This window comes from Siccirubricoccus soli (assembly GCF_024178315.1).
GTDB classification, from domain to species: domain Bacteria; phylum Pseudomonadota; class Alphaproteobacteria; order Acetobacterales; family Acetobacteraceae; genus Siccirubricoccus; species Siccirubricoccus soli.
Genome location: NZ_JAMZIK010000025.1, coordinates 22,025 through 44,247 on the forward strand (window position 1 = coordinate 22,025; position 22,223 = coordinate 44,247).

The window sequence follows — 22,223 nt, forward strand, 5'->3', positions numbered from 1 at the left end:
CGCGTCAGAACCCGTAGAGCGCCCGGGCATTGCCGCCGAAGATCCCCGCCCGCTTCTCCACCGGGATCGTGCCCGGCAGGGCCTGCCGCGGATCGTCGAAATCCCAGTGCGGGTAGTCGGAGGCGAAGAGGATATGGTCCCAGCCGATCCACTCGCAGATGTCGAGCAGATGCTGGCCGCGCTCCGGCTCCTCCATGGGCTGGGTGGAGACCCAGATATGGTCACGGATATACTCGCTCGGCGCCCGCTTGAGCTGCGGCACCTCGGATTTCAGGTGCTTCCAGTGCTTGTCCAGCCGCCAGCCCACCGCCGGCAGCCAGGCGAAGCCGCATTCGATCAGCACGATCTTCAACTTCGGGAAGCGCTCGAACACCCCCTCCACCACCAGGGAGATGACCTGGTTCTGGCAGGAGGTGGCGTGCTCCGAGACCTCCTCCGTGTAGAAGCTCGGCCAGCCGCCATTGGTCATGGCCCAGCCGGAATAGCCGAAGGCGTGGAAGGCGACCGGCAGCCCGGCTTCTTCGGCTGCCTCGTAGATCGGCCAGTAGCGCGGGTTGCCGGCGGGCTCGCCGGTCCGGCTCATCATCAGCACCTGGCAGAAATTCGGGTCGCCGGCGCGCTTGCGGATCTCGGCGGCGGAGGCGGCGCCATCCTCATAGGGCACCACCACGCTGCCGCGCAGCCGCGGCTCCTTCCTGAGCCAGGCCTCAAGCTGCCATTCATTGTTGGCATGGGCCAGGGCGGCGGAGAAGCCGTTGTTCCGGTCCCCCTGCCCGCTCGGCTGCAGCGGGTTCAGCACGCCAACATCGATGCCGTAATTGTCGAGCAGCTGGAAGCGCAGGAAGTCGAGATCCGAGGCCGGGGTGCCGCCGGTGGGCGGCCAGGCGTCCCGCCGGCAGGCCAGCGGCTGGGCCTTCGGGAAGGGCGGCTGCCCGCCGGTGAAGCCGTGCCGGGCGCGGATGCCGTAGGTGGTCAGGTACTCCCACCAGCGCTCCGACAGGTAGGGCTTGAAGACGTTCACGCTGTCCGCCCGCGGGTGGATGTCCACATCCACCAGGCCGAGGGTGGCGGCGGCCGGCTTGCCGGGGGCCGTGATGGGCTGGATGACGTTCATCATGCCAGGGCTCCTTCATGCAGCCTGGCATAGGTGGCCAGGGCGTTCTCGCGCAGGATCTTCGGCAGCAGGCGCTCCGGCAGGCCTGGCGGGATGGCCTCGTCGCCATCGAATTGCCAGTGCGGCCAGTCGGAGGCCCAGAGCAGCATGTCGTCCGAGCGCAGATGGCCGAGGGCGCGTTCCACCTCCGCCTCCGGCGCATCCAGCGGCTGGACGGTGAGGCGGATCTGGTCGCGCAGGATCTCGGCCGGCGGGCGGGTGACCCAGGGGGTCTCGAAGCGCACGCCCTTCCAGGTCTTCTGCAGCCGCCAGAGGAAGCCGGGCAGCCAGGTGACACCGGATTCCAGCAGCACCACCTTCAGCTTCGGGTGCTGCACCAGCGCGCCTTCCGTGACGAGGCTGGCGAGCTGGCTCTGGAAGCCCTGCTGGTTGGCGGCGTACTCCTCGAGGTACCAGCTCGTCCAGCCGACCGAGGTCTGCGGGTGGCGGTAGGCGCTGCCGGCATGGATGCCGAAGGTGAGGCCATGCCGCTCGCAGGCTTCGTAGATCGGCCAGTATTGCCGCTTGCCGAGCGGATCCTCGCCCATCACCAGCGCCAGCACCTGCACGAAGCGGCGATCCGGGGCGAGGCGCTCGATCTCGGCCAGCGAGGCCTCGATGGATTGCAGCGGCAGGACGATGGAGGCGCGGAGGCGGTCATCCTTGTCCAGCCACTCCGCCCGGATCCAGTCGTTCAGCGCGCGGGTGAAGGCGACGGCCATGTCGGCATTCAGCACGAGCTGGACGCCGTAGAGCGGGTTGAGGATGCCGGTCTCGACGCCGAAGCGGTCCAGCACCTGGGTGCGGAGCTGCTCCACCGTTTCGGCGCCGCGGCCGTTCGGCCCGCGCCAATCCGCGCGAATGGTCTTGGGCGCCTTGATGGGCCAGGACTGGCTGTCCAGCGTGGTGATGTTCCGCTCCACCACCTGGTCGGCCCAGAACTCGTCCATGTAGGGGGTCAGGGCACGCATGCTCGGCACCATGGGGTGCAGGTCGCAATCGATGGGGCGGAGGCCCTGGAAGATGGGGCTGGGGGACATGACGCTTCCTTGCTTGGTGCAATATTGCCCCTTTCAGGGGCGAAGGGCCACCCCCTCCGCCGCGCTGCGCAGCAGGGCCGTGATCAGGCGCTGGACCGGCAGGCCGGAGGCGCCGGCATTTGGCGGCGGCCGGCCGGCCTCGATGGCGTCCAGCAGGGCGGCGAGCATGGCGCGGTTGGGGCCGTGGTCGAAGGCCATGGGGTCGGCGCCGCCGCCGCCGGCGCTGCCGTGGTCGAGGATCTCCGGCCGTGCGCCCTCCCGGTGCAGCTCCAGCCGTTCCGCCACCAGCAGGGCGCTGCCCTTCGTCCCCGCCAGCTCGATGCGTTCCGGGAAGCCGGGGCGGGCGACGGTCGTCGCGTCCAGCGTGCCGATGGCGCCGGAGGCGAATTCCAGGCTGGCGGCGACGATATCCTCCGTGTCGATGGCGCGGAGCGGGCTGGTGCGGGCGAAGGCGAAGGCGCGCGCCACCGGCCCGGCCAGGTGCAGCAGCAGGTCCAGGGTGTGGATCGCCTGGGTCAGCAGCACCCCGCCGCCATCCCGCGCCCGCATCCCCCGCCCCGCTTGGGCGAAATAGGCGGCGTCCCGCCACCAGCGGATGGTGGCGGAGGCGGAGAGGAGGTCGCCCAGCTCCCCCGCCGCCAGGGCTTCGGCCAGCCGCAGCGCGGCCGGGCGCCAGCGGTGCTGGAAGACCACGCCGAGGGTCACGCCGGCGCGATCCGCCATGGCGACCAGCGCCTCTGCCCGAGCCAGATCGATCTCCAGCGGCTTCTCCACCAGCAGGTGCTTGCCGGCGGTCGCGACCCGTTCCGCCACCGGCAGATGCGCGCCGGGCGGCGTCAGCACCAGCACCAGGTCAAGGCCGGGAGCGTTCAGCAGCGCCTCCAGCCGGTCGAAGACCGGCCAGCCCCAGCGGGCGGCGAAGCCGGCCCGGCGGTCGCCCGAGGGGCTGAAGCCGCCGAGGCAGCGGACCCGGCCCGCCTCCTCCAGATCCCGGATCGCGAGCGCATGCGGCTGCAGCGCCATGCCCAGCCCGACGATTCCGATGCCGAATTGCTTCGTCGCCATGGCTTCCCGTTTCCCCTGCCCTCCCCCTATCCTTCGCCTTCAGCCGGCCCGTGCAAGGGCCGTGGCGTGAAAGGGAGGGGACGGGCGCGTGCCGCGCCGCCCCATTGCAGTCTCAGCAAGCCGGGAGAACCCGCTGATGAAGATGATGTGGTTCCACCTGATGCCCTACACCGAGCTGCCGGAGGATTTCCAGCAGAAGCACCCCTCGGTCTGGGTCGACGTGCACAGCAGCCTGTTCGATCCGAAGCGGGCGCATCTGATGTACAACGACTTCATGGATGAGCTGGAATACGCCGCCGAGGTCGGGTTCGACGCGGTCTGCGTGAACGAGCACCACTCCAACGGCTACGGGCTCATGCCTTCCCCCAACCTGATCGCCTCCTCCCTGGCGCGGCGGACGCAGGGCACGCCGATCTGCGTCATGGGCAACAGCCTGGCGCTGTACAACCCGCCGACCCGCGTCGCGGAGGAATTCGCGATGATCGATGTCATCAGCGGCGGGCGGCTGATCGCCGGCTTCCCGGTGGGGACACCGATGGACACCTGCTACGCCTATGGCCAGAACCCGTCGATGCTGCGGGACCGCTACCTGGAAGCGCACGACCTGGTGCTGCGCGCCTGGACGGAGAAGGAGACCTTCGCCTTCAACGGCCGCTACAACCAGCAGCGCTACGTGAACATCTGGCCGCGCCCGGTGCAGCAGCCGCACCCGCCCATCTGGATCCCGGGCGGCGGCTCGGTGGAAACCTGGCAGTGGTGCGCCAAGATGGACTACGTCTACTGCTACCTGTCCTATTACGGCTACAAGGCCGGCAAGGCGATCATGGACGGGTTCTGGGCGGAGATGGACCGCCTGGGCAAGGACCGGAACCCCTACCGCGCCGGCTTCCTGCAATTCATCGGCGTCGCGGAGACGCGCGAGCAGGCGATGGAGCTGTACAAGGAGCCGGCTGAGTATTTCTATGGCCGCTGCCTGCACGTGGATGGCCGCTGGGCGACGCCGCCCGGCTACATGACGGAGGCGACGCAGCGCGCCGGGTTGCAGAGCCAGGTGGCCAAGGCGGCGGATGCGGCGTCCTCGACGCTCGGCAAGGGCACGCAGGAACGCTTCGCCGGCACGGCCAAGGACATGCAGGGGATCGTCGACCGCGGCTATGTGCTGATCGGCAGCCCGGACGAGGTGGCGGAGCAGCTGCGGGAGGTGGCGAAGTCGCTGAACGTCGGCCACTTCATGCTGCTGCTGCAATACGGCAACATGTCGAAGCAGCTCACCAAGTACAACACCAGGCTCTTCGCCGAGAAGGTGATGCCGCAGCTCCGCGACCTGTTCGGGGAGTGGGAGGATCGCTGGTGGCCGCAGCCGATGGCGGCGGCGGAGCGGGCGGAGCTGCCGGCCTTCATGCCGCGGGCGGCTGCGGAGTAGGTCGAGGAGGGCCCTGCCCTCCTCGCGCTCCACCCGCCAAAGGCCGAAGGGCCTTTGGAAACCAGGAATTCGCAACGCGCAGGTTCAACCTGCCGACTCAAGGGGTCCAGGGGCCTTTCGGCCCTCGGCGGGTGGCAGTTTGAGGGAGGGCAGCGCCCTCCCTCAACCATCTGGACCCGACCGCCGCTTCACGCCAGATTGGCCCCTCTTCGTTTCAGGGAGTCCACGGCATGAAGACGCGCGCCGCGGTGGCCTGGGCGGCCGGCAAGCCGCTCTCCATCGAGACCATCGAGATCGGCGGCCCGCAAGCCGGGGAAGTGCTGGTGGAGGTGAAGGCCACCGGCATCTGCCACACCGACCAGTACACGCTGTCCGGCCGCGACCCGGAAGGGCTGTTCCCCGCCATCCTCGGGCATGAGGGCGCCGGCATCGTGCGCGAGGTGGGTGCGGGCGTCACCAGCCTGAAGCCGGGCGACCATGTCATCCCGCTCTACACGCCGGAATGCCGGCAGTGCAAAACCTGCCTCTCGCGCCGCAGCAACCTCTGCACCGCCATTCGCGCGACCCAGGGCAAGGGGGTGATGCCGGACGGCACCAGCCGCTTCTCCTGCGACAGCGGCACCATCTTCCACTACATGGGCTGCTCGACCTTCGCGAACTTCACCATCTTGCCGGAGATCGCGCTGGCGAAGGTGCGGAAGGACGCGCCCTTCGACAAGATCTGCTACATCGGCTGCGGCGTGACGACGGGCATCGGCGCCGTCATCAACACGGCGAAGGTCTGGCCCGGCGCCAATGTCGCGGTGTTCGGCCTGGGCGGCATCGGGCTGAACGTGCTGCAGGGCGCGCGCATGGTGGGCGCCGACAAGATCATCGGCATCGACCTGAACCCGGCCCGCGTCGAGATGGCGAAGAAATTCGGCATGACGCATTTCATCAACCCGAACGAGGTCGGTGCCGACAAGGTGGTGCAGGCGATCATCGACCTGACCGGCGGCGGCGCCGACTTCACCTTCGAATGCATCGGCAACACCCGCGTGATGCGCCAGGCGCTGGAGAGCGCCCATCGCGGCTGGGGCGAGAGCATCATCATCGGCGTCGCCGGCGCCGGCGAGGAGATCAGCACCCGTCCCTTCCAGCTCGTCACCGGCCGCGTCTGGAAGGGCACCGCCTTCGGCGGGGCGCGCGGACGCACCGACGTGCCGAAGATCGTCGACTGGTACATGGACGGGAAGATCGACATCGACAGCCTGATCACCCACACCATGCCGCTCGAGCAGATCAACCATGGCTTCGAGCTGATGGAGAAGGGCGAGAGCATCCGCAGCGTGGTGGTCTACTAGCTCCCCACGACGCTGCCGGCGCAGCGCCGCGGGGTCCGGAGGGGCGCCATGCTTCCATGGCCTCGCACAGGCTGCCGCGGCAAGGCCGCGGCCGCGCAAGGGCAGCGCCGGCCCGCCATCGGCGCAAGCTTGGAGGAAGCGCGTGCAAGAAGGATCCGGGATCGCGACCCATTCGGCTGGCGCCCCGAAGCGGCGTGCCCTGCTGCTGGCCGCGCTGGCGGCGCCTGCCCTGGCGCGCGCCCAGGGCGGTTTCCCGGACCGGCCGCTGCGCCTCGTCATCCCCTGGCCGCCGGGCGGCACCAACGACATCATCGGTCGCCTGGTGACGGAAGGCATGGCGGCCCGGCTCGGCCAGCCCATCGTCATCGAGAATCGCGGCGGCGCCGGCGGGATGCTGGGGTCGGAGGTGGTGGCGAAGGCCCCGGCCGATGGCTACACGCTCCTGCTCGGCGGCAGTGGCAGCCTGACCATCACCTCCCTGGTGCAGGCGCGGGTGCCCTATGACGTCGCCACCGCCTTCGCGCCGATCGGCATGATGGCGCAGGGGCCGAACGTCATCACCGTGCACCCCTCCGTGCCCGCCACCACGCTGAAGGAGCTGCAGGCCGTGGCAAAGGCGGCGAAGCCGCCGATGTCCTATGCCTCGCCCGGCGTGGGCAGCACCGGCCATGCCGCGGGGGCGATGATCGCCCAGGCGCTGGAGGTGGAGATGGACCATATTCCCTATCGCGGCACCGGCCCCGCGCTGAACGACGTGATCGCCGGGCGCGTGCCGGTCTTCACCAATGCGCTGGCGCCGCTGCAGCCGCATATCCAGTCCGGCGCGCTGCGGCCCCTGGCGATCGCCGGCCGTCGCCGCAGCCAGGCGATGCCCGAATTGCCGACCACGGCGGAACAGGGTTTCCCGCAGATCGAGGCCAGCACCTGGTTTGCCCTGCTGGCCCCGGGGGGCACGCCGCCGGACCGCATCGCCCGCCTGCACGCCGTGCTGAACGAGGTACTGGCCGAGCCCGAGGTGCGTCGCCGCCTGCTGGATGGCGGCGCCGAGGTGGAGCCAAGCGAGAGCCCCGAGGCCTTCGCCCGCTACTTCGCCGAGGATCGCAGCCGCTGGGCCCCGGTGGTGCGCGCCGCGGGAATGCGCGTGGAGTAGCCGGGAGGGGAATGCCCCACCTCCGGCTGCGCCCTCGACTCCTGGAGGCAAAACGCCGCTCGAGCCCCGGCGGTGCGCTGGTGCTTGCAACTGGGGGCAATTCGGTTCGCCTGCGCTCGCCAAGAGTGTCCAGGCCGTTCTTCGCCGAGCAGCATCACCTGCTCAAGCGATGTTGGCCTGGAGTGGCCCGTTCCGGGATGCGCGTTGCGCCGCAGCATCGCTCGCACCAATGCTCGCCGCCAGCTTCACCGAAGACGCGAGGAAGCGCCTGCGTGATGCCGTGGCGCTGCTCTAAGCCTGCCGCCAGCCCTGCCACACCACATGCGCGGCACGGCACAGCGCCAACCAGTCGGCATAGTTCACCGTGTCCCGGTGCACGCCGATGAAGCCATCCAGCCGCCCCAGCATCAGCCCCGGCTCCAGCACCTCCAGCGTGCCGCTTGGATGCGCGGCGTCGGCCAGCACCACATAGAGCAGCGTATTCGGCCCATGCCGCCGCACCGCACGGAACAGGCGCTGCCGTGCCTCCGGGCGCGGCGGGCCGTATTCGGCATGCACCAGGATCTTCTCGCCCTCGGCCAGATCCTCCAGCAGCTTGCGGCGAAGGAATTGCAGCCGCTTGCAATGCTTCTCGAACAGCGCTGCCTCGGCCGCCGCATCCGGCACCTGCTCCGGATAGGTGAAGGTGTGGGCGCGGAAATGCCAGCGCCGGTCGCCCACCCAGTATTCCGGCCGCGGCTCGGGCAGGATCTCGAAGAAGGTGTGCTCCGGGGCCCCGATCCCGGCCAGGTCCATCTCCAGCGCCTGGGCGATCTCCGCTGCGCTGCCGGAGGAGAAGCGGAACAGTCCCAGCGGCTCGGCACCGAAGGCGCGCTGGACATTGCCGAATTCGCAATTGCTGCCCAGCGCCTCGAATTGCAGCAGCAGGGCGCGGTCCCCCGCCGCCTCGCCCGGGTTGGGCGGGGCCCGGCCGGCGAGGAAGCGCGCTTCGCCTTCCAGGGATTGGCCGCCGGTGAAGCCGGGAAAGGCGGCGCGCAACCGGGCGAAGCGCGCCAGCGCCTCCTCCGGCTGGCCGATCAGCGTCGCGGCATGGGCATGCCACATGGCCAGTTCCGGGTTGTCGGGGAACCACGCAACCGCCCTGGCGAGGATGGCGGCACCCTTGCTGGGGCGATTGGTCCGCAGTGCGGCGGTGCCGGCCCCCGTCAGCGCGGCCGCATCCTCCGGCATCAGGTCCAGCACCGCTTCCCACCTCGCCAGCGCCTTCTCCCAGGCGGCGAGATACCGGCTCCCACCGGCCTTGTGCGCCTGCCGCTCGGCAATGCCGGCCAGCAGCATCAGGCCTTCCGCGCTGGGGGGTAGGTCGGCCAGCAGGGCCTCCGCCTCCTCATCCAGCCCGGCACTGGCCAACGCGCGTGCCGCCTCGATGGTGCCGGCCGCATTGTCGGAGAAGCAGCGCCGCAACAGTGCCAGGCGCCGCGTCGCCTCCGCCTCCGGCCACAGGCCCAGCCCCGCGGCACGCACCGCGAGCGCGGCATATGCCGCCCGCGGCACCGGCTCCTCCGGAAACCGGGCAACGGCAACGGCCAGCAGCGCCTCGGCCTCCTCGAGCAGAGCTTCGTCCGTGAACCGGGCAGCGGCGGCGAGCAATGGCGCGGGGCTGGCCGGCGGATCCTGCCGCAGGCTCAGAAGCACGGCCGTGGCCCCGTGGCCGACCGGCATCGCCTGCTCCACGAGCAGGGGCGCGCCGGCGGCGAACTCGACCTCCAGCCGCAGCAGCGCCGTGGTGCCGGTGCCGGGCGGCAGGCGCAGGCCGGTGAGCTGGAAGCCCGATCGACCGGCATGGGGATAGGCAGCGAAGTGCGCGGCGACATCCGGGCGGACGAGGCCGGTCTCGGCATCGCCGAGCTGGCTGCCATTCACCGACACCCGGACCCGCTGCAGGGCCCCTGGCCCGATCGCCCAGCCCGCCAGGGTGAAGGGCGCCGTCGCAACGAGCGGCCCGGTGGGCTGGTCGAGATGGCAGCGCGAGGGCAGGCCCGGTGCGTCGACGGTCATGCGGGCATGGGTATGGCCAGACCGCTTGCCCTGTCCAGCTTGGCGGCCGGCCCCCATCGGCGCTACCAGGGGGCCATGAGCGACACACCCCCGGACCGGCTTTCCGCCGACCCCAGCAGCCCCTTCTATGATGCCGCCCTGCTGGAACGCGGCGTCGGGATTCGTTTCAAGGGCGTGGAGAAGAATAATGTTGAGGAATACTGCGTCAGCGAGGGCTGGGTGCGGGTTTCCGTCGGCAAGACGCGCGACCGCCATGGCCGCCCCCTGACCATGAAGCTGCAGGGCAGCGTCGAGCCCTATTTCCGCGATCAGGCAGGTTAAGGGCGGGCCTCCCCTACGGCGTGGTCCGCGTCGCCAGGCAATGCCCCTGGCTTGAGAAATGCGCCAGGCGGCACGCTAGAGCATGCTGCGTTCGCTTGCACTCCCGCAGCATGCTCCAGGCCGTTGTTTTGCGAGCATCTTCACGCGTTCAGATGATTCCATCCGAACGCGATCTGCTCTAGCCCTGCCGGGAGCGGTGCGGCCGGGGGTTGCGGCAGCGCTGGGTGCGCCGGGTCACGCGGCGCATCGTGACGCCGCCGCACCGCGGTGGCGTGCAGGCCTGCGCCTGCCAGCCGCCCGGGCGCGGCTTGCCGGAACAGAGCAGGCGGGAACGGGATGAGGTGCGCCTGCGCCCCACAGCATGTGACCGCGGGCAGCGCCCGTCCCCGGCGGCCTGATGCGCGCCGACGACCGGCTCTCCGTGCTGCTGCTGGCCGGGCGCGGCGCTCGGCCGGTCAGCGCTTGACCTGGGGGTCCTCCCCATGGCTGTGGCGCTTGCCCTCTGCCTCGGCCCGCTTGAGGTCGGCCGCCTCCGGACTTTCCACGGCCCGCTTCGCGTCCTCGGCGGCCTTCGGCACCTTGCCGCTCTGGGTGAAGGCCTTGGTTGAATCGTTGTACTGCTTCGCCGCGCTGCGGCTGCCTTCGCCCTCGTTCTTGGTCTCGGCCATGGCGAATCCTCCTCCCTCCCGGCAACCCTGCAGAGCGGCAAAGGTTCCCGCCGCGGATCTTGTTCCTTGCGGGCATGAGGCGATATGCCAGACCCAGGAGGAACGCCCATGCCGGAGAACACGCCCCTGGTGCTGCGCCAGGATGCAGGCGCCGTTGCCATCCTCACCCTGAACCGCCCGGATACGCGCAACAGCCTCTCCCGCGCCATGATCGCCGCCCTGCACGGGGCGCTGGAGACGGTGGGCGCCGAGCCCGGCATCCGCTGCGTAGTGCTGGCGGCCGAGGGACGCGCCTTCTCGGCCGGGCATGACCTGAAGGAGGTCACGGCCCATCGGTCCGATGCGGATGGCGGGGCCGGCTTCTTCGCCGCCATCATGGCGGAATGCGCCGCCATGATGCAGGCGGTGACCACTCTCCCCCAGCCGGTGGTCGCCGCGGTGGAGGGCATCGCCACCGCCGCGGGCTGCCAGCTCGCCGCGAGCTGCGACCTGGTGGTGGCCTCGGAAAGCGCGAAATTCTGCACGCCGGGCGTCGATATCGGACTGTTCTGCTCGACGCCGGGCGTGGCGCTGGCCCGCGCCGTGCCGCGCAAGGCGGCGATGGAGATGCTGCTGCTGGGTGAGATGGTGCCAGCCGGCGAGGCGCACCGGATGGGGCTGGTGAACCGCGTGGTGCCGGCCGGCCAGGCGCTGGCGGAGGCCGAGGCGCTGGCACAGCGCATCGCCGCCCGCTCCGCCGTCGCGCTGCGGATGGGCAAGCGGGGCTTCAACGCCCAGGCCGGGCTGCCGCTCGACCGCGCCTATGAGGAAGCCGGGCGGGTGATGGTGGAGAACCTGCTGGCGGCAGATGCGGAGGAAGGCATCGGCGCCTTCCTCGGCAAGCGCAAGCCGAGCTGGCAGCACCGGTAGGAGGCGGCCGATGGATTACGACACGGGCCTCGAGCGCTGCCCCGCCAACCACCAGCCGCTGACCCCGCTGCTCTTCCTGGAACGCGCGGCGCAGGTCTTCCCGGGCCACCTCGCCGTGGTGCATGGCGCGCTGCGGCGGAACTACCGGGAGCTGCGCGACCGCTGCGTGCGGCTGGCCGCCGCGCTGGCGGCGCGCGGCATCGGCCGCGGGGACACGTTGGCGGCGCTGCTGCCGAACATCCCCGAGATGCTGGAATGCCATTACGGCGTGCCGATGGCGGGCGCCGTGCTGAACACCATCAACACCAGGCTGGATGCCGACACCATCGGCTACATCCTGCAGCATGGGGAGGCGAAGGCGGTCATCGTGGACCGGGAATACCTGCCCGTGCTGCGCGCCGCCCTGGCGACCTCTGGTGCCGCGCCGCTGGTGGTGGAGGTGGAGGATACGGAGGCGCCCGCCGCGGCGCGGGCCGAGAGCATGGGCGGCCTGCCCTACGAGGCGCTGCTGGCGGAGGGCGATCCCGGCTTCGCCTGGGCGCTGCCGCCGGATGAGTGGGACGCCATCACGCTGAACTACACCTCCGGCACCACCGGGCGGCCGAAGGGGGTGGTGTACCACCATCGCGGGGCGCAGCTTCTGGCCACCGGCAATGTCCTTTCGGCCAGCATGGCGCGGCATCCGGTCTATCTCTGGACCCTGCCGATGTTCCACTGCAATGGCTGGTGCTTCCCCTGGACCGTCACGGCAGTCGCGGGCACCCATGTCTGCCTGCGGGCGGTGCGCGGCGCGGCCATCTGGACGCTGATGGCCGAGCATGGCGTGACCCATATGTGCGGTGCGCCGGTGGTGATGACGACCTTGCTGGACACGCCGGAGGCCGAGAAGCGCCCCCTGCCCCACCAGGTGCAATTCGTCGTCGCCGGCGCACCGCCGCCCGAGGCCGTGCTGGCGCGGATGCAGGCGGCGGGCTTCGCCGTGCTGCATGTCTATGGGCTGACGGAGGTTTATGGCCCGGCCGTGGTGAATGAGTGGCACCGGGAGTGGTCCGCGCTGCCGGCGGCCGAACAGGCGAAGCTCATGGCTCGCCAGGGGGTGCGCTACCAGGCGCTGGAAGCGCTCGATGTGATGGACCCGCTGACCATGCAGCCCGTCCCGCCCGATGGCACGACCATGGGCGAGGTGATGATGCGCGGCAATGTGGTGATGAAGGGCTATCTGAAGGACCGCAAGGCGACCGAGGCGGCCCTCGCCGGGGGCTGGTTCCATACCGGCGACCTCGCGGTGAAGTACCCGGATGGCTATGTACAGCTCCGCGACCGGTCCAAGGACATCATCATCTCGGGCGGGGAGAACATCTCCTCCATCGAGGTGGAGGATGCGCTGTACAAGCACCCGGCCGTGGCGCTGGCCGCGGTGGTGGCGAAGCCGGATGAGAAATGGGGCGAGGTGCCCTGCGCCTTCGTGGAACTGAAGCCGGATGCGCAGGCGACGGAGGCGGAGCTGATCGCCTTTGCGCGGGAGAGGCTGGCGAGCTTCAAGGCGCCGAAGCAGGTGGTGTTCACGGAGCTGCCGCGGACCAGCACCGGCAAGATCCAGAAGCACGTGCTGCGGGGCCAGCTGCGGCAGACAGAGTGAGCCGGGTCCAGACTTCTGATTCCGAAGACCTTCCGGCCTTTGGTGGGGGAGTTCGAGAGGAACGACATCCCCTCGACGTCACCGCGCCAGCAGCGTCTTCGCCAGCAGCCCGCCCAACCCGCACAACGCGACGCCGAGCGCCATCGGCACCGCCGTGTCATTGTGCAGCGCCCCGACCATCCAGCCGGAAACGGCGCCGAGGCCGAATTGCAGCGTGCCGATCAGCGCCGAGGCGCTGCCCGCCACCCTGCCCTGCGGGCCCATGGCGAGGGCGCTGCCAAGCGGCATGGTGGCGCCGATGCCGGCCACGTAGCAGAATAGCAGCACCGCAATGGCGGGGAAGCCGCCGGCCCCAGTCGCCGCCACCAGCACCAGCAGCGCCCCCGCGGCGCTCATCCAGCACAGCGCCGCGGTCAGCGCCGTGCTGGCCGCCACGCGCTTCGCCAGCCGCGCACTCGTCTGCGCCATCAGCATGATGCCGAAGGCGTTCAGGCCGAAGAACAGCCCGTAGGTGCTCGGCGCCACGCCGTGCAATTCCATGAAGACGAAGGGCGAGCCACCGATATAGGCGAACATCCCCGCTGCCGGCAGCGCGCCGGACAGCGCATGGCCGAGGAAATGCCGGTTGCCGAGCAGCCGCAGATAGACCTGCAGGATGCCAAGCGGCCCGTCCCGCCGCCGCCGCTCCTCGGCCAGGCTCTCCGGCAGGAAGAGGCGCACCACCAGCGCCAGCCCCGCGCTGTAGGCGGCCAGCACCCAGAAGATCAGCCGCCAGGGGCCAATGGCCAGCAGCCCGCCGCCGATGGAGGGCGCCAGGATGGGCGCGATGCCGGAGACGAGCATGAGCTGCGACATCAGGCGAACGGAGCCGGGCCCCTCCGTCAGGTCGCGGACGATGGCGCGGGCCATCACCATGCCGGCGCAACCGCCCAGCCCCTGCACGAAACGCCAGAAGGTGAACCAGCCGATATCCTGGGTGGTGGCGCAGCCGAGCGAGGCGATGGTGAAGATGGCCAGCCCCGCCAGGGTGGGCGGCTTGCGGCCGAAGCGGTCGGCCAGCGGGCCATAGACCATCTGCGCCATGGCCATGCCGGCGAAGAAGGCGGCGAGCGTCCGCTGCACCTGCCCCGCGTCGGCGCCGAGCCCCGCTCCCAGTACGGGGAAGGCGGGTAGGTACATGTCCGTGGCCAGCGGCCCGAAGGCCGACATGGCCCCCAGGATGAGGATGAGATGCAGCGCGACCTGAGGCATGAGGGCAGGGTTACCACCCGATGCTGCACCGCACTATGGGGGCGGTGGGGAAAGTTTCAGTCGAAACCGATGCCGTCCTCCACCAGCCGCGCCTTCACCAGCGCCTTGGGCACCTTGCCATAGCCGGATTTAGGCAGCGCATCCCAGAGCACGATGCGCAAAGGCTGCTTGTAGCGGGCCACGCGGCCATCCAGATGCGCGAGGAGGTCGGCCTCGGTCAGCACCGCGCCCTCCCGCGGCACCACACAGGCGATGCCGGATTCGCCCCAGCGCGGATGCGGCAGGCCGACCACGGCGCATTCCAGCACCCCGGGATGCGTCAGGATCACCTCCTCCACCTCCCGCGGATAGACGTTGCTGCCGCCGGAGATGTACATGTCCGAGGCACGGCCGGTGATGGTGAGGTAGCCGCGGGCATCCAGCTTCCCCAGATCGCCGGTGTGGAACCAACCCTGACGGAGGGCCTTGGCATTGGCCTCCGGGTTCTCGAAATAGCCGGCGAAGACGGCGGCGCCGCGGACGCAGATCTCGCCGGTCTCGCCCGGGGGCAGGCGCTTCCCCGCCTCGCCCAGGATGGCGATCTCCATGCCAGTGCGGGCGGTGCCGCAGGTGTTGAGGGGGAGGCCGCCATTGTCCTCGGCCAGGCTGTGCTGGTCGGCACGCAGCACGGTGATGTTGCCGGTCACCTCGCCCAGGCCGAAATACTGCACCAGGCAGGGGCCGAGCTTCCTCAGCGCAAGAAGCTGGTCGGCGCGGTACATCGGGGCGCCGGCATAGATGACGTGGCGCAGGCTGCCATGGTCGTGCTGGTCCACCGCAGGGTGCTCCACGAGCGCCTTCAGGATGGTGGGCACGGTGAACATGTTGTCCACGCGGTGTTCCTCCACCAGGCGCCAGGCTTCGGCCACGTCCAGCCGCTCGGTGGGCAGCAGCACGGTGCGGGCGCCGCGCGCCACCTGGCCGAGCTGATGGATGCCGGCCCCATGGGAGAGCGGGGCGACCACCAGGGAGGCGCTGTTCTCCGTGGTGCCGGGATAGAGGTCCGCAAGCTGGTTCACCACGCAGAAGCCGAGCTGCCCATGGGTGAGCACCGCCGCCTTGGGCTTCCCGGTGGTGCCGGAGGTGAAGAAGAACCAGAGAGGGTCGTCGCGTGTGACCTCGGCCTCATGGTCCGGCGGCGGGGGCGTGGCGGCGGCCAGCGCCGTCTCGTAGTCCTGCTCATGGGGACGGGCATCGTCCACGGCCAGGATGAAGGGGGCATGCCCGGTGGCCTGGACGGCATCGGCATGGGCGGCGAAGCCCCAATCGCGCAGCAGGGCGCGAGGCCGGGAGGTTTCGGCGAGCCCGGCGACCTCGGCGGGGGTCAGGCGGAAATTGGTCGGCACCCAGACGGCGCCGAGCTTGAAGCAGGCCCACATGCTTTCGAACATGGCGTTCGAATTGCGGCTATGGACCATGACGCGGTCGCCCTTGCCGATGCCGGCGGCGGCGAGCACGGCGCGGAGGCGGTCCACGCGGGCGTCGAACTCCGCCCAGCTCCAGCGCCGCTTGCCCCAGACCAGCGCGACGTGGTCCGGCAGGCGCCGGGCCGTCTGGGTCAGCAGGCGGCCGAGATTCATCGCGTTGGCTGGGCCCATATGCGTCTCCTCCTGGCGGGAGGATAGGCCGCCCGGCCGGCCCCGCGAAGTGTCGGCTCCTGGCGCCCTGCGGCCCGGGGAAGCCCGAGGGCAGCGGCGCTCCCCTCAGCCGGCGGCCATCGCCGGCGCAAAGCTGCCGGCCTCCGCCAGGGCCCAGGCCCGCGCGAAGCGCGGATCATCGGTGCCCGCCAGCAACGCGCCCTTCTCCAGCGGCGGGTAGAGCTCCGCGAAGCTCGCCACGCGCTGCGGCGAGATTCGGCGGCGGAAATGCTCCAGCCGGAACTGCGAGGGATGGTCCAGCCCTGCCGCCGCCACCAGCTCCGCCAGCGCTTCCAGCGTGGCCGCGTGGAATTGAAAAACGCGCTGCGCCTTGTCCGGCACCACCAGCGCCCGCGCCCGCGTCGGGTCCTGGGTGGCGACGCCGGTGGGGCAGCGATCGGTGTGGCAGGAGAGCGACTGGATGCAGCCGAGGGCGAACATGAAGCCGCGCGCCGAATTGCACCAATCGGCGCCGAGCGCCATGGCGCGGGCGATGTCGAAGGCCGAGGCGATCTTGCCGCTGGCGCCGAGCCGGATGCGGTCCCGCAGGCCGATGCCGACCAGCGCGTTATGGACGAAGGAGAGGCCTTCCCGCAGCGGCATGCCGAGATGGTCCATGAACTCCAGCGGTGCCGCGCCGGTGCCGCCCTCCGCCCCGTCCACCACGATGAAATCCGGGGTGATGCCGGTTTCCAGCATGGCCTTGCAGATGCCGAGGAACTCCCAGGGGTGGCCGATGCAGAGCTTGAAGCCCGCCGGCTTGCCGCCGGACAGGCGCTTCATCTCCGCGATGAACTCCATCATCCCGATCGGCGTGGTGAAGGCGGAGTGACTGGGCGGCGAGACGCAGTCGATGCCGAGCGGCACGCCGCGCGTCGCGGCGATTTCCGGCGAGACCTTGGCCGCGGGCAGCACGCCGCCATGGCCTGGCTTGGCGCCCTGGCTCAGCTTGAGCTCGACCATCTTGATCCGTGGGTCGGCCGCAGTCTCGGCGAAGCGCTCGGGCGAGAAGCTGCCATCCGGGTTGCGCGCGCCGAAATAGCCGGAACCGATTTCCCAGATGATGTCGCCGCCCTGGCGGTGATGCGGGCTGTAGCCTCCCTCCCCCGTGTCATGCGCGAAGCCGCCCCGGGCGGCGCCGAGGTTCAGGGCGCGGATTGCCTGGGGCGAGAGCGCGCCGAAGCTCATGGCCGAGATGTTCAGCAGGGAGGCGCTGTAGCCGGCGATATCGACGCGGAGCGGCTCATGCGAGGGGCGCTTCGCGGCGATGCTGTGGTGCAGCCATTCGAAGCCCTGGTCATAGACCTCGTACTGCGTGCCGAAAGGACGCTTGTCCGGCTCCATCTTGGCGCGCTGGTAGATCACGGCGCGCTTGTCGCGGCTGAAGGGCGTGCCGTTCTTCTCATCTTCGAAGAAGTACTGCCGCATCTCCGGCCGGATCTCCTCCAGCAGGTAACGGAGATGCGCGGCGATCGGATAGTTCCGCAGCACCGCGTGATGCGGGTTGAAGAGGTCGCGGAAGCCGAGGCCGACCAGGCCGAGGGCGAGGATGAGGAAGGGCGCAATCCAGCCGGCCTCGTCCGGCAGCAGGAGCAGGAGCAGCAGCAGGATGGCGGCCGCAATGCAGGCCAGGGTGAGGCAGACGAAGCGCGGCGTGAAAGCGAGGTGGAGCGGTGGCATGGCGTGGCCTTCGCGGCTTTGGCCGCCAAGGGTACCCGGTTCCGTGGCCGAACGTACCGGTGCCGATCGTGACGCTCCGGCGAAGACTTGGCGGCGGCCGGATGCCGCCCGAATTTTGGGCACACACGACGCTTAACACCTATTTCCTAAGCAGACCGGATGCGCCGGAGCCACAATTCCGGCAGCGCCGCGCTGCCGCCTTTCGCCCTGCCCGGCTAGGCTCCGCCGTCTTGTCTGCATAGCGGAGCTGGTCGCAATGGATATCGGCGTCTTCCTGCCCATCGGCAACAATGGCTGGCTGATCTCCAGCACCTCTCCCCAGTACATGCCGAGCTTCGACCTCAACAAGGAGGTGACGCTGAAGGCGGAGAAGTACGGCTTCGAATTTGCCCTCTCCATGATCACGCTGCGCGGCTTCGGCGGGCCCAGCCAGTACTGGGACCACAACCTGGAAAGCTTCACCCTGATGGCGGGGCTGGCGGCGGTGACGACGCGCATCAAGCTCTTCGCCAGCGTCGCGGTGCTGACCGTGCCCCCTGCCCTCATCGCCCGCATGGCGGTGACGAATGACAGCATCAGCCATGGCCGCTTCGGGGTGATCATCGTCTCCGGCTGGCAGAAGGCCGAGTACGAGCAGATGGGCATCTGGCCGGGCGAGCGGCATTTCGAGAAGCGCTATGATTATTGCGGCGAATACGTGCAGGTGATGCAGGAGCTCTGGGCCACCGGACGCTCGGACTTCAAGGGCGAGTTCTTCCAGATGAGCGATTGCCGCGTCAGCCCGACGCCGATGGCGAAGATCGACATCATCTCCGCCGGGCAGTCCAACCGCGGCATGCGCTTCGCCGCGGAATATGCCGATTACAACTTCATCTCGGCCGGCGGCATCAATGATGTCGGCCAGGTGGCGCAGCACACCGAAAGGCTGATGGCGGCCAACAAGGCGGCGGGCGCCAATTGCAGGGCGATGCTGCTGATGATGATCATCGCCGACGAGACCGACGCGGCCGCGATGGCCAAGTGGCACCACTACGTCGCCGGCACGGATCTGGAGGCGCTGGCTTGGCGCGACGCCCAGGCGGGCGCCGATGTGAAGGCGGAGGCGCACAGCACAGTGGGCCGCATGGTCCGCAGCGACCGGGTGCCCACCAACATGCTGCGCCTCATCGGCTCCTACGAGACGGTGGCGAGGCAGCTGGACGAGCTGGCGGGGATTCCGGGCCTCGCCGGCGTGATGCTGACCTTCGACGATTTCATCATCGGCATGGAGCAGTTCGGCACCCGCATCCAGCCGCTGATGCGCTGCCGCCGTCACCTTGCGCAGGCGGCCTGAGGCGCGAGCGCCCTTCGCGGCGGGAGGCCGGCATGATCGAGGATGGCAAGACCGCCCGCGAGCTGTATCTGGCGTTGCAGGCCACGCCGCCGCGCGCCCGGTTCGGCTTCGGCCGCAAGGCCGCGCTGGTCAATGTGGATGTGCAATGCGCCTACACCCGGCCGGACACCTATGTGACGGCCTACGAGACCGACCCGCGCCAGATCGCGCACATCAACGCCCTCGCCGCGCTGTGCCGCCACCGCGCCTTTCCTGTCGTCTGGACCTATGTCGCCTATCTGGCCTCGGGCGAGGATTGCGGCGTCTGGGGCACGCGGACCGATACGCCGGACAGCCTGCAGAACATCAAGGAGGGCTCGCCCCGCGCCCAGCTTGACCCCCGGGCGGGACGGACCGCCGGCGATGTGGTCATCCACAAGCGCATGGCCTCCGCCTTCTTCGAGACTCATCTCCGCAGCCTGCTGACCTTCCACCACGTCGATACGGTGGTGGTGACCAGCGGCTCCACCTCTGGCTGCGTGCGGGCGACGGTGGTCGATGGCCTGTCCTGCGGCTTCCGCATGGTGGTACCGGAGGAGGCGGTGGCGGACCGGCATGAGAGCCCGCATTTCGCCAGCCTCTACGACATGGCGCTGAAATACGCCGATGTGCTGCCGATGGAGGCGGTGCTGGCCGGCCTGGCCGCCATGCCGGCGGAAGGGTGATCCTGCCCCGGCGGGGTGGACACGGCCCCCGCCCCGGAACAGAGTTGCGCAACCCCGGCCTACCCCGCCGGCCGACCCCTGGAGAGTTTCATGCTCGACGCCGCTGCCCTCGATGCCCTCTTCCTCAAGGCTCGCACCCAGAACAAGTGGAAGCCGGAGCCGGTGAGCGAGGCCCAGATCCGCCGGATTTACGACATCCTCTGCCAGGGCCCGACTTCGGCCAATTCCTCGCCGGCGCGCTTCGTCTTCGTCATGACGCCGGAGGGGAAGGAGAAGCTTAGGCCCGCCCTCTCCTCGGGCAATCTGGACAAGACGATGGCGGCGCCGGTCTGCGTCATCATCGGCACCGACATGGCCTTCTACGAGAAGCTGCCGCAGCTCTTCCCGCATACCGATGCGCGGTCCTGGTTCACCTCCTCCCCGGCGCTGGCCGAGGAGACGGCGTTCCGCAACGGCACGCTGCAGGGCGCCTATCTGATGCTGGCGGCGCGGGCCGTCGGGCTCGATGTCGGCGCCATGTCCGGCTTCGACAAGGCAAAGGTGGATGAGGCCTTCTTCGCCGGCACCAGCATCAAGTCCAACTTCCTCTGCAATATCGGCCATGGCGACCCGGCCGGGCTGTTCGAGAAGCTGCCGCGGCTCCCCTTCGAAGAAGCCTGCACCATCGCTTGACGAGCAATCTCCCTCCCCCGCCATAGGGGGAGGGGTTCAGCGCATCAGCGCTTCCCACCGCTCCACCTCGCGCGCCACGTAGCGCTCCGACTCCTCGGGCGACAAAGCGAGCACGCGGTCCACGCCGAGTTCGGTCCATTTGCGCTTCACCGCCTCGGTCTGCTGCACGCGCGCCACGGCGGCGTGCAGCGCGGCGCGGACCGGCGCCGGCGTGCCGGCCGGCAGGAACAGCGCCTGCCAGACCAGCATCTCCGCATCCACGCCGATCTCCCGCCAGGTCGGCACCTCCGGCGCCGCAGGGCTGCGTTCCGGGCTGGTGACGGCGAAGGCGCGGGCCTGGCCACCCTTGGCGGTCTGGAAGGCGGTCAGCGCCACGTCGAAGACCAGCGCAATGCGGCCGGCGGCCAGATCCAGCGTCGCTGGGGCACCGCCGCGATAGGGAATCTCGTTCATCTCGAGGCCGGCCGTGCGGCGGAACAGCAGCGCCGCCATGCCGAGCGTGCCGCCGCCGCCGGTGCTGCCGAAATCGTAGCGCCCCGGCGCCGCCCGCACCGCGGCGATGAAGGCGCGGCCATCGGCGGCCGGGAAGCTGTTCGCCACCAGCATCACCATCGGCATCTCGGAGAGGATGACGGTGGGTAAAAGCTGGCGGATCGGGTCGATGGCGGCATTCGGCACCACCACGCGCAGCACCGCATGGGCGGTGTTGTTGAACAGGATGGTGTGGCCGTCCGGCGCGGCGCGCGCGACGAATTCCGCGGCGATCATGCCGGCGCCGCCGACCCGGTTCTCCACCACCACGGGCTGCGGCAGCACCTGGCCCAGCGCCTCCGCCAACACCCGGGCGCCGACATCCGTCGCCCCGCCTGCCGCATAGGGGACGACGAGGCGCACCGGCCGGTCCGGCCAGGCCTGGCCGAAGGCTGGCAGGGCCGGCAGCAACAGGGCCAGCAACAGGGCAAGCCGACGCAGCATGGACGATCTCCCGATTTTGCCGGGAGTTTAGGGCAAGCCGGGGCGAAACGAAATGCGCCGCTGCGGCGGGCCGCGGAGGGTGCCGTCAGCCGGCGCCTGAAGGGGCCTCCGATCCGGCTGGGCAGTTTCTCGGATCGGAGGCGTCACGCGTCCGGGCCGGACATCCGGTCAGGCGATTTCGCCTGACCGGATAATGGCCCGGGGGCCCGTGGCGCCGCGCCGGCGCCGCCACGGGGGGTTGCTCAGGCGATCGGGCTGGTGTCGGAGATGTTGAAGCCCTGCGGCCCGGACCAGAGCAGGGAGAGGGTCCCGGCCGCGACGTCCGCCCCGTTATAGCTCGTATCCTCGATATGCAGGTTGCGGTCGTGGCCGGGGGTGCCGTCGTAGAAGTCGTTCAGGAAGTTGATGGAGACCGCATGGGTGCCGGGCGCCCAGTTGCCCTTCACCGTCACCGTATCCGTCACGCCGCTGCCGAAGAGCGAGTTCGGGTTCACGCTCTGGACGCCGCCGATCTGCGCCCCGTCCACGCTGATGGTGTACTGCGCGTTGCCGTTCCAGGCGTCCTGGCTGATCTTCAGCACCATGGTGTCGCTGCCGCTGCCCAGCGTGATGCTGCTGCCGGTGCCGCCGCCACCGCCCGTGCCGCCGCCACCCGTGCCCCCGCCAGCCGAGTCGACGAAGCTGAAGCTTCCCGGCCCGTTGGAGAGGATGTCCTTCGCCGCCCCCGCCACCGCGGCGCCGTTATAGGTGGCGCTGTCGATGTAGAGGTTGCGGTCGGTGGTCGCGGTGCCGCCATAGGCATCGTTCAGGAAGTTGACCGCGACGGTGTGGCCACCCGCGGCCCAGTTGCCGAGCACGGTGATGGTGTCACTCGCGCCGCTGCCATGCAGCGCGGAGGCGGTGAGCGTCCCGCCGATCTGCACGCCGTCCACGCTGACCGTATATTGCGCGCTGCCGTTCCAGGCATCCTGGCTGATCTTCAGCACCAGGGAGTCAGTGCCGCTGCCGATGGTGGTGGTCGTCCCGGTGCCGCCGCCCGGATTGCCGCCGCCGCCCGTGCCACCGGTATCGGTGAAGGCGACGGTCTCGCCGCGATTCCACCTCAGCTCGGTGTCGGCACCAGCAAGGGAGAGGGCGGTGCCGTTGTAGGTCGCCCCGTCGAT

The 22,223-nt window shown here is 69.9% G+C and carries 19 protein-coding genes; 9 read left to right on the forward strand and 10 right to left on the reverse strand.

What is annotated here, in order from left to right; all coding sequences use genetic code 11:
- Positions 1 to 4 precede the first annotated feature (4 nt).
- Genes NJ376_RS04520 through NJ376_RS04530 form a run of 3 tightly spaced genes read right to left on the reverse strand, consistent with a single transcriptional unit; the run spans position 5 to position 3,258 of the window.
- Positions 5 to 1,117, reverse strand: a complete 1,113-nt coding sequence (locus NJ376_RS04520; RefSeq protein ID WP_252952039.1) for an amidohydrolase family protein — start codon at positions 1,115 to 1,117, stop codon at positions 5 to 7.
- Positions 1,114 to 2,193 (reverse strand): amidohydrolase family protein, encoded by a 1,080-nt coding sequence (locus NJ376_RS04525; protein WP_252952040.1) that lies wholly within the window; start codon positions 2,191 to 2,193, stop codon positions 1,114 to 1,116. The genes NJ376_RS04520 and NJ376_RS04525 overlap by 4 nt, the downstream gene beginning before the upstream one ends.
- 33 nt (positions 2,194 to 2,226) lie before the next feature.
- Positions 2,227 to 3,258: a Gfo/Idh/MocA family protein gene (locus tag NJ376_RS04530; protein WP_252952041.1), complete on the reverse strand. Its 1,032-nt coding sequence runs from the start codon at positions 3,256 to 3,258 to the stop codon at positions 2,227 to 2,229.
- A gap of 136 nt (positions 3,259 to 3,394) precedes the next feature.
- Here NJ376_RS04530 and NJ376_RS04535 point away from each other — a divergent pair, with 136 nt between their 5' ends.
- The 3 genes from NJ376_RS04535 (at position 3,395) to NJ376_RS04545 (ending at position 7,174) form a co-directional block, all read left to right on the forward strand.
- Positions 3,395 to 4,681, forward strand: coding sequence for an LLM class flavin-dependent oxidoreductase (locus tag NJ376_RS04535; protein WP_252952042.1), 1,287 nt, complete (start codon positions 3,395 to 3,397; stop codon positions 4,679 to 4,681).
- Between the two features lie 230 nt (positions 4,682 to 4,911).
- A complete protein-coding gene (locus tag NJ376_RS04540) occupies positions 4,912 to 6,024 on the forward strand; it encodes an S-(hydroxymethyl)glutathione dehydrogenase/class III alcohol dehydrogenase (protein ID WP_252952043.1) in 1,113 nt (370 codons plus the stop codon).
- A gap of 142 nt (positions 6,025 to 6,166) precedes the next feature.
- Entirely contained in the window at positions 6,167 to 7,174 is a 1,008-nt protein-coding gene (locus NJ376_RS04545) for a Bug family tripartite tricarboxylate transporter substrate binding protein (protein ID WP_252952044.1), read from the forward strand.
- Between the two features lie 291 nt (positions 7,175 to 7,465).
- Here the strand turns inward: NJ376_RS04545 and NJ376_RS04550 are convergent, their stop codons facing one another.
- Complete coding sequence (locus NJ376_RS04550; RefSeq protein ID WP_252952045.1) at positions 7,466 to 9,232, reverse strand: tetratricopeptide repeat protein; 1,767 nt, start codon at positions 9,230 to 9,232, stop codon at positions 7,466 to 7,468.
- A 75-nt stretch (positions 9,233 to 9,307) separates the two neighbouring features.
- On the opposite strand from NJ376_RS04550, the gene NJ376_RS04555 reads away from it, so the two are divergent.
- Positions 9,308 to 9,553 carry a DUF3297 family protein gene (locus NJ376_RS04555; protein ID WP_252952046.1) on the forward strand — a complete coding sequence of 82 codons (246 nt, stop codon included), beginning with the start codon at positions 9,308 to 9,310 and terminating at the stop codon, positions 9,551 to 9,553.
- Positions 9,554 to 10,008: 455 nt separating this feature from the next.
- Here NJ376_RS04555 and NJ376_RS04560 read toward each other — a convergent pair whose 3' ends face one another.
- Entirely contained in the window at positions 10,009 to 10,221 is a 213-nt protein-coding gene (locus NJ376_RS04560) for a hypothetical protein (RefSeq protein ID WP_252952047.1), read from the reverse strand.
- A gap of 108 nt (positions 10,222 to 10,329) precedes the next feature.
- On the opposite strand from NJ376_RS04560, the gene NJ376_RS04565 reads away from it, so the two are divergent.
- On the forward strand, positions 10,330 to 11,130 hold the full coding sequence (locus NJ376_RS04565; protein WP_252952048.1) for an enoyl-CoA hydratase: 801 nt from the start codon (positions 10,330 to 10,332) through the stop codon (positions 11,128 to 11,130).
- A 10-nt stretch (positions 11,131 to 11,140) separates the two neighbouring features.
- On the forward strand, positions 11,141 to 12,769 hold the full coding sequence (locus NJ376_RS04570; RefSeq protein WP_252952049.1) for an acyl-CoA synthetase: 1,629 nt from the start codon (positions 11,141 to 11,143) through the stop codon (positions 12,767 to 12,769).
- Between the two features lie 78 nt (positions 12,770 to 12,847).
- On the opposite strand, the gene NJ376_RS04575 is transcribed toward NJ376_RS04570, so the two are convergent.
- The 3 genes from NJ376_RS04575 to NJ376_RS04585 all read right to left on the reverse strand — a co-directional run bounded on the left by NJ376_RS04575 (position 12,848) and on the right by NJ376_RS04585 (position 17,376).
- Positions 12,848 to 14,020: a multidrug effflux MFS transporter gene (locus NJ376_RS04575; RefSeq protein ID WP_252952050.1), complete on the reverse strand. Its 1,173-nt coding sequence runs from the start codon at positions 14,018 to 14,020 to the stop codon at positions 12,848 to 12,850.
- A gap of 56 nt (positions 14,021 to 14,076) precedes the next feature.
- Positions 14,077 to 15,657: an acyl-CoA synthetase gene (locus tag NJ376_RS04580; RefSeq protein ID WP_252952051.1), complete on the reverse strand. Its 1,581-nt coding sequence runs from the start codon at positions 15,655 to 15,657 to the stop codon at positions 14,077 to 14,079.
- 105 nt (positions 15,658 to 15,762) lie between these two features.
- The gene (locus tag NJ376_RS04585; RefSeq protein ID WP_252952052.1) at positions 15,763 to 17,376 is read right to left on the reverse strand and encodes an FMN-binding glutamate synthase family protein; all 1,614 of its coding nucleotides are present in this window, start codon (positions 17,374 to 17,376) and stop codon (positions 15,763 to 15,765) included.
- A 256-nt stretch (positions 17,377 to 17,632) separates the two neighbouring features.
- Here NJ376_RS04585 and rutA point away from each other — a divergent pair, with 256 nt between their 5' ends.
- From rutA to NJ376_RS04600, 3 genes are all read left to right on the forward strand, one after another.
- Entirely contained in the window at positions 17,633 to 18,709 is a 1,077-nt protein-coding gene (gene rutA / locus NJ376_RS04590) for a pyrimidine utilization protein A (RefSeq protein ID WP_252952053.1), read from the forward strand.
- A 32-nt stretch (positions 18,710 to 18,741) separates the two neighbouring features.
- Positions 18,742 to 19,413, forward strand: coding sequence for an isochorismatase family protein (locus NJ376_RS04595; protein ID WP_252952054.1), 672 nt, complete (start codon positions 18,742 to 18,744; stop codon positions 19,411 to 19,413).
- A gap of 90 nt (positions 19,414 to 19,503) precedes the next feature.
- Positions 19,504 to 20,085, forward strand: a complete 582-nt coding sequence (locus NJ376_RS04600; protein ID WP_252952055.1) for a malonic semialdehyde reductase — start codon at positions 19,504 to 19,506, stop codon at positions 20,083 to 20,085.
- Between the two features lie 36 nt (positions 20,086 to 20,121).
- On the opposite strand, the gene NJ376_RS04605 is transcribed toward NJ376_RS04600, so the two are convergent.
- Both NJ376_RS04605 and NJ376_RS04610 read right to left on the reverse strand, forming a co-directional pair.
- Positions 20,122 to 21,060, reverse strand: a complete 939-nt coding sequence (locus NJ376_RS04605; RefSeq protein ID WP_252952056.1) for a Bug family tripartite tricarboxylate transporter substrate binding protein — start codon at positions 21,058 to 21,060, stop codon at positions 20,122 to 20,124.
- 242 nt (positions 21,061 to 21,302) lie between these two features.
- Positions 21,303 to 22,223: carbohydrate-binding domain-containing protein (locus tag NJ376_RS04610; RefSeq protein WP_252952057.1), on the reverse strand; the 921-nt coding region annotated here is incomplete at its 5' end.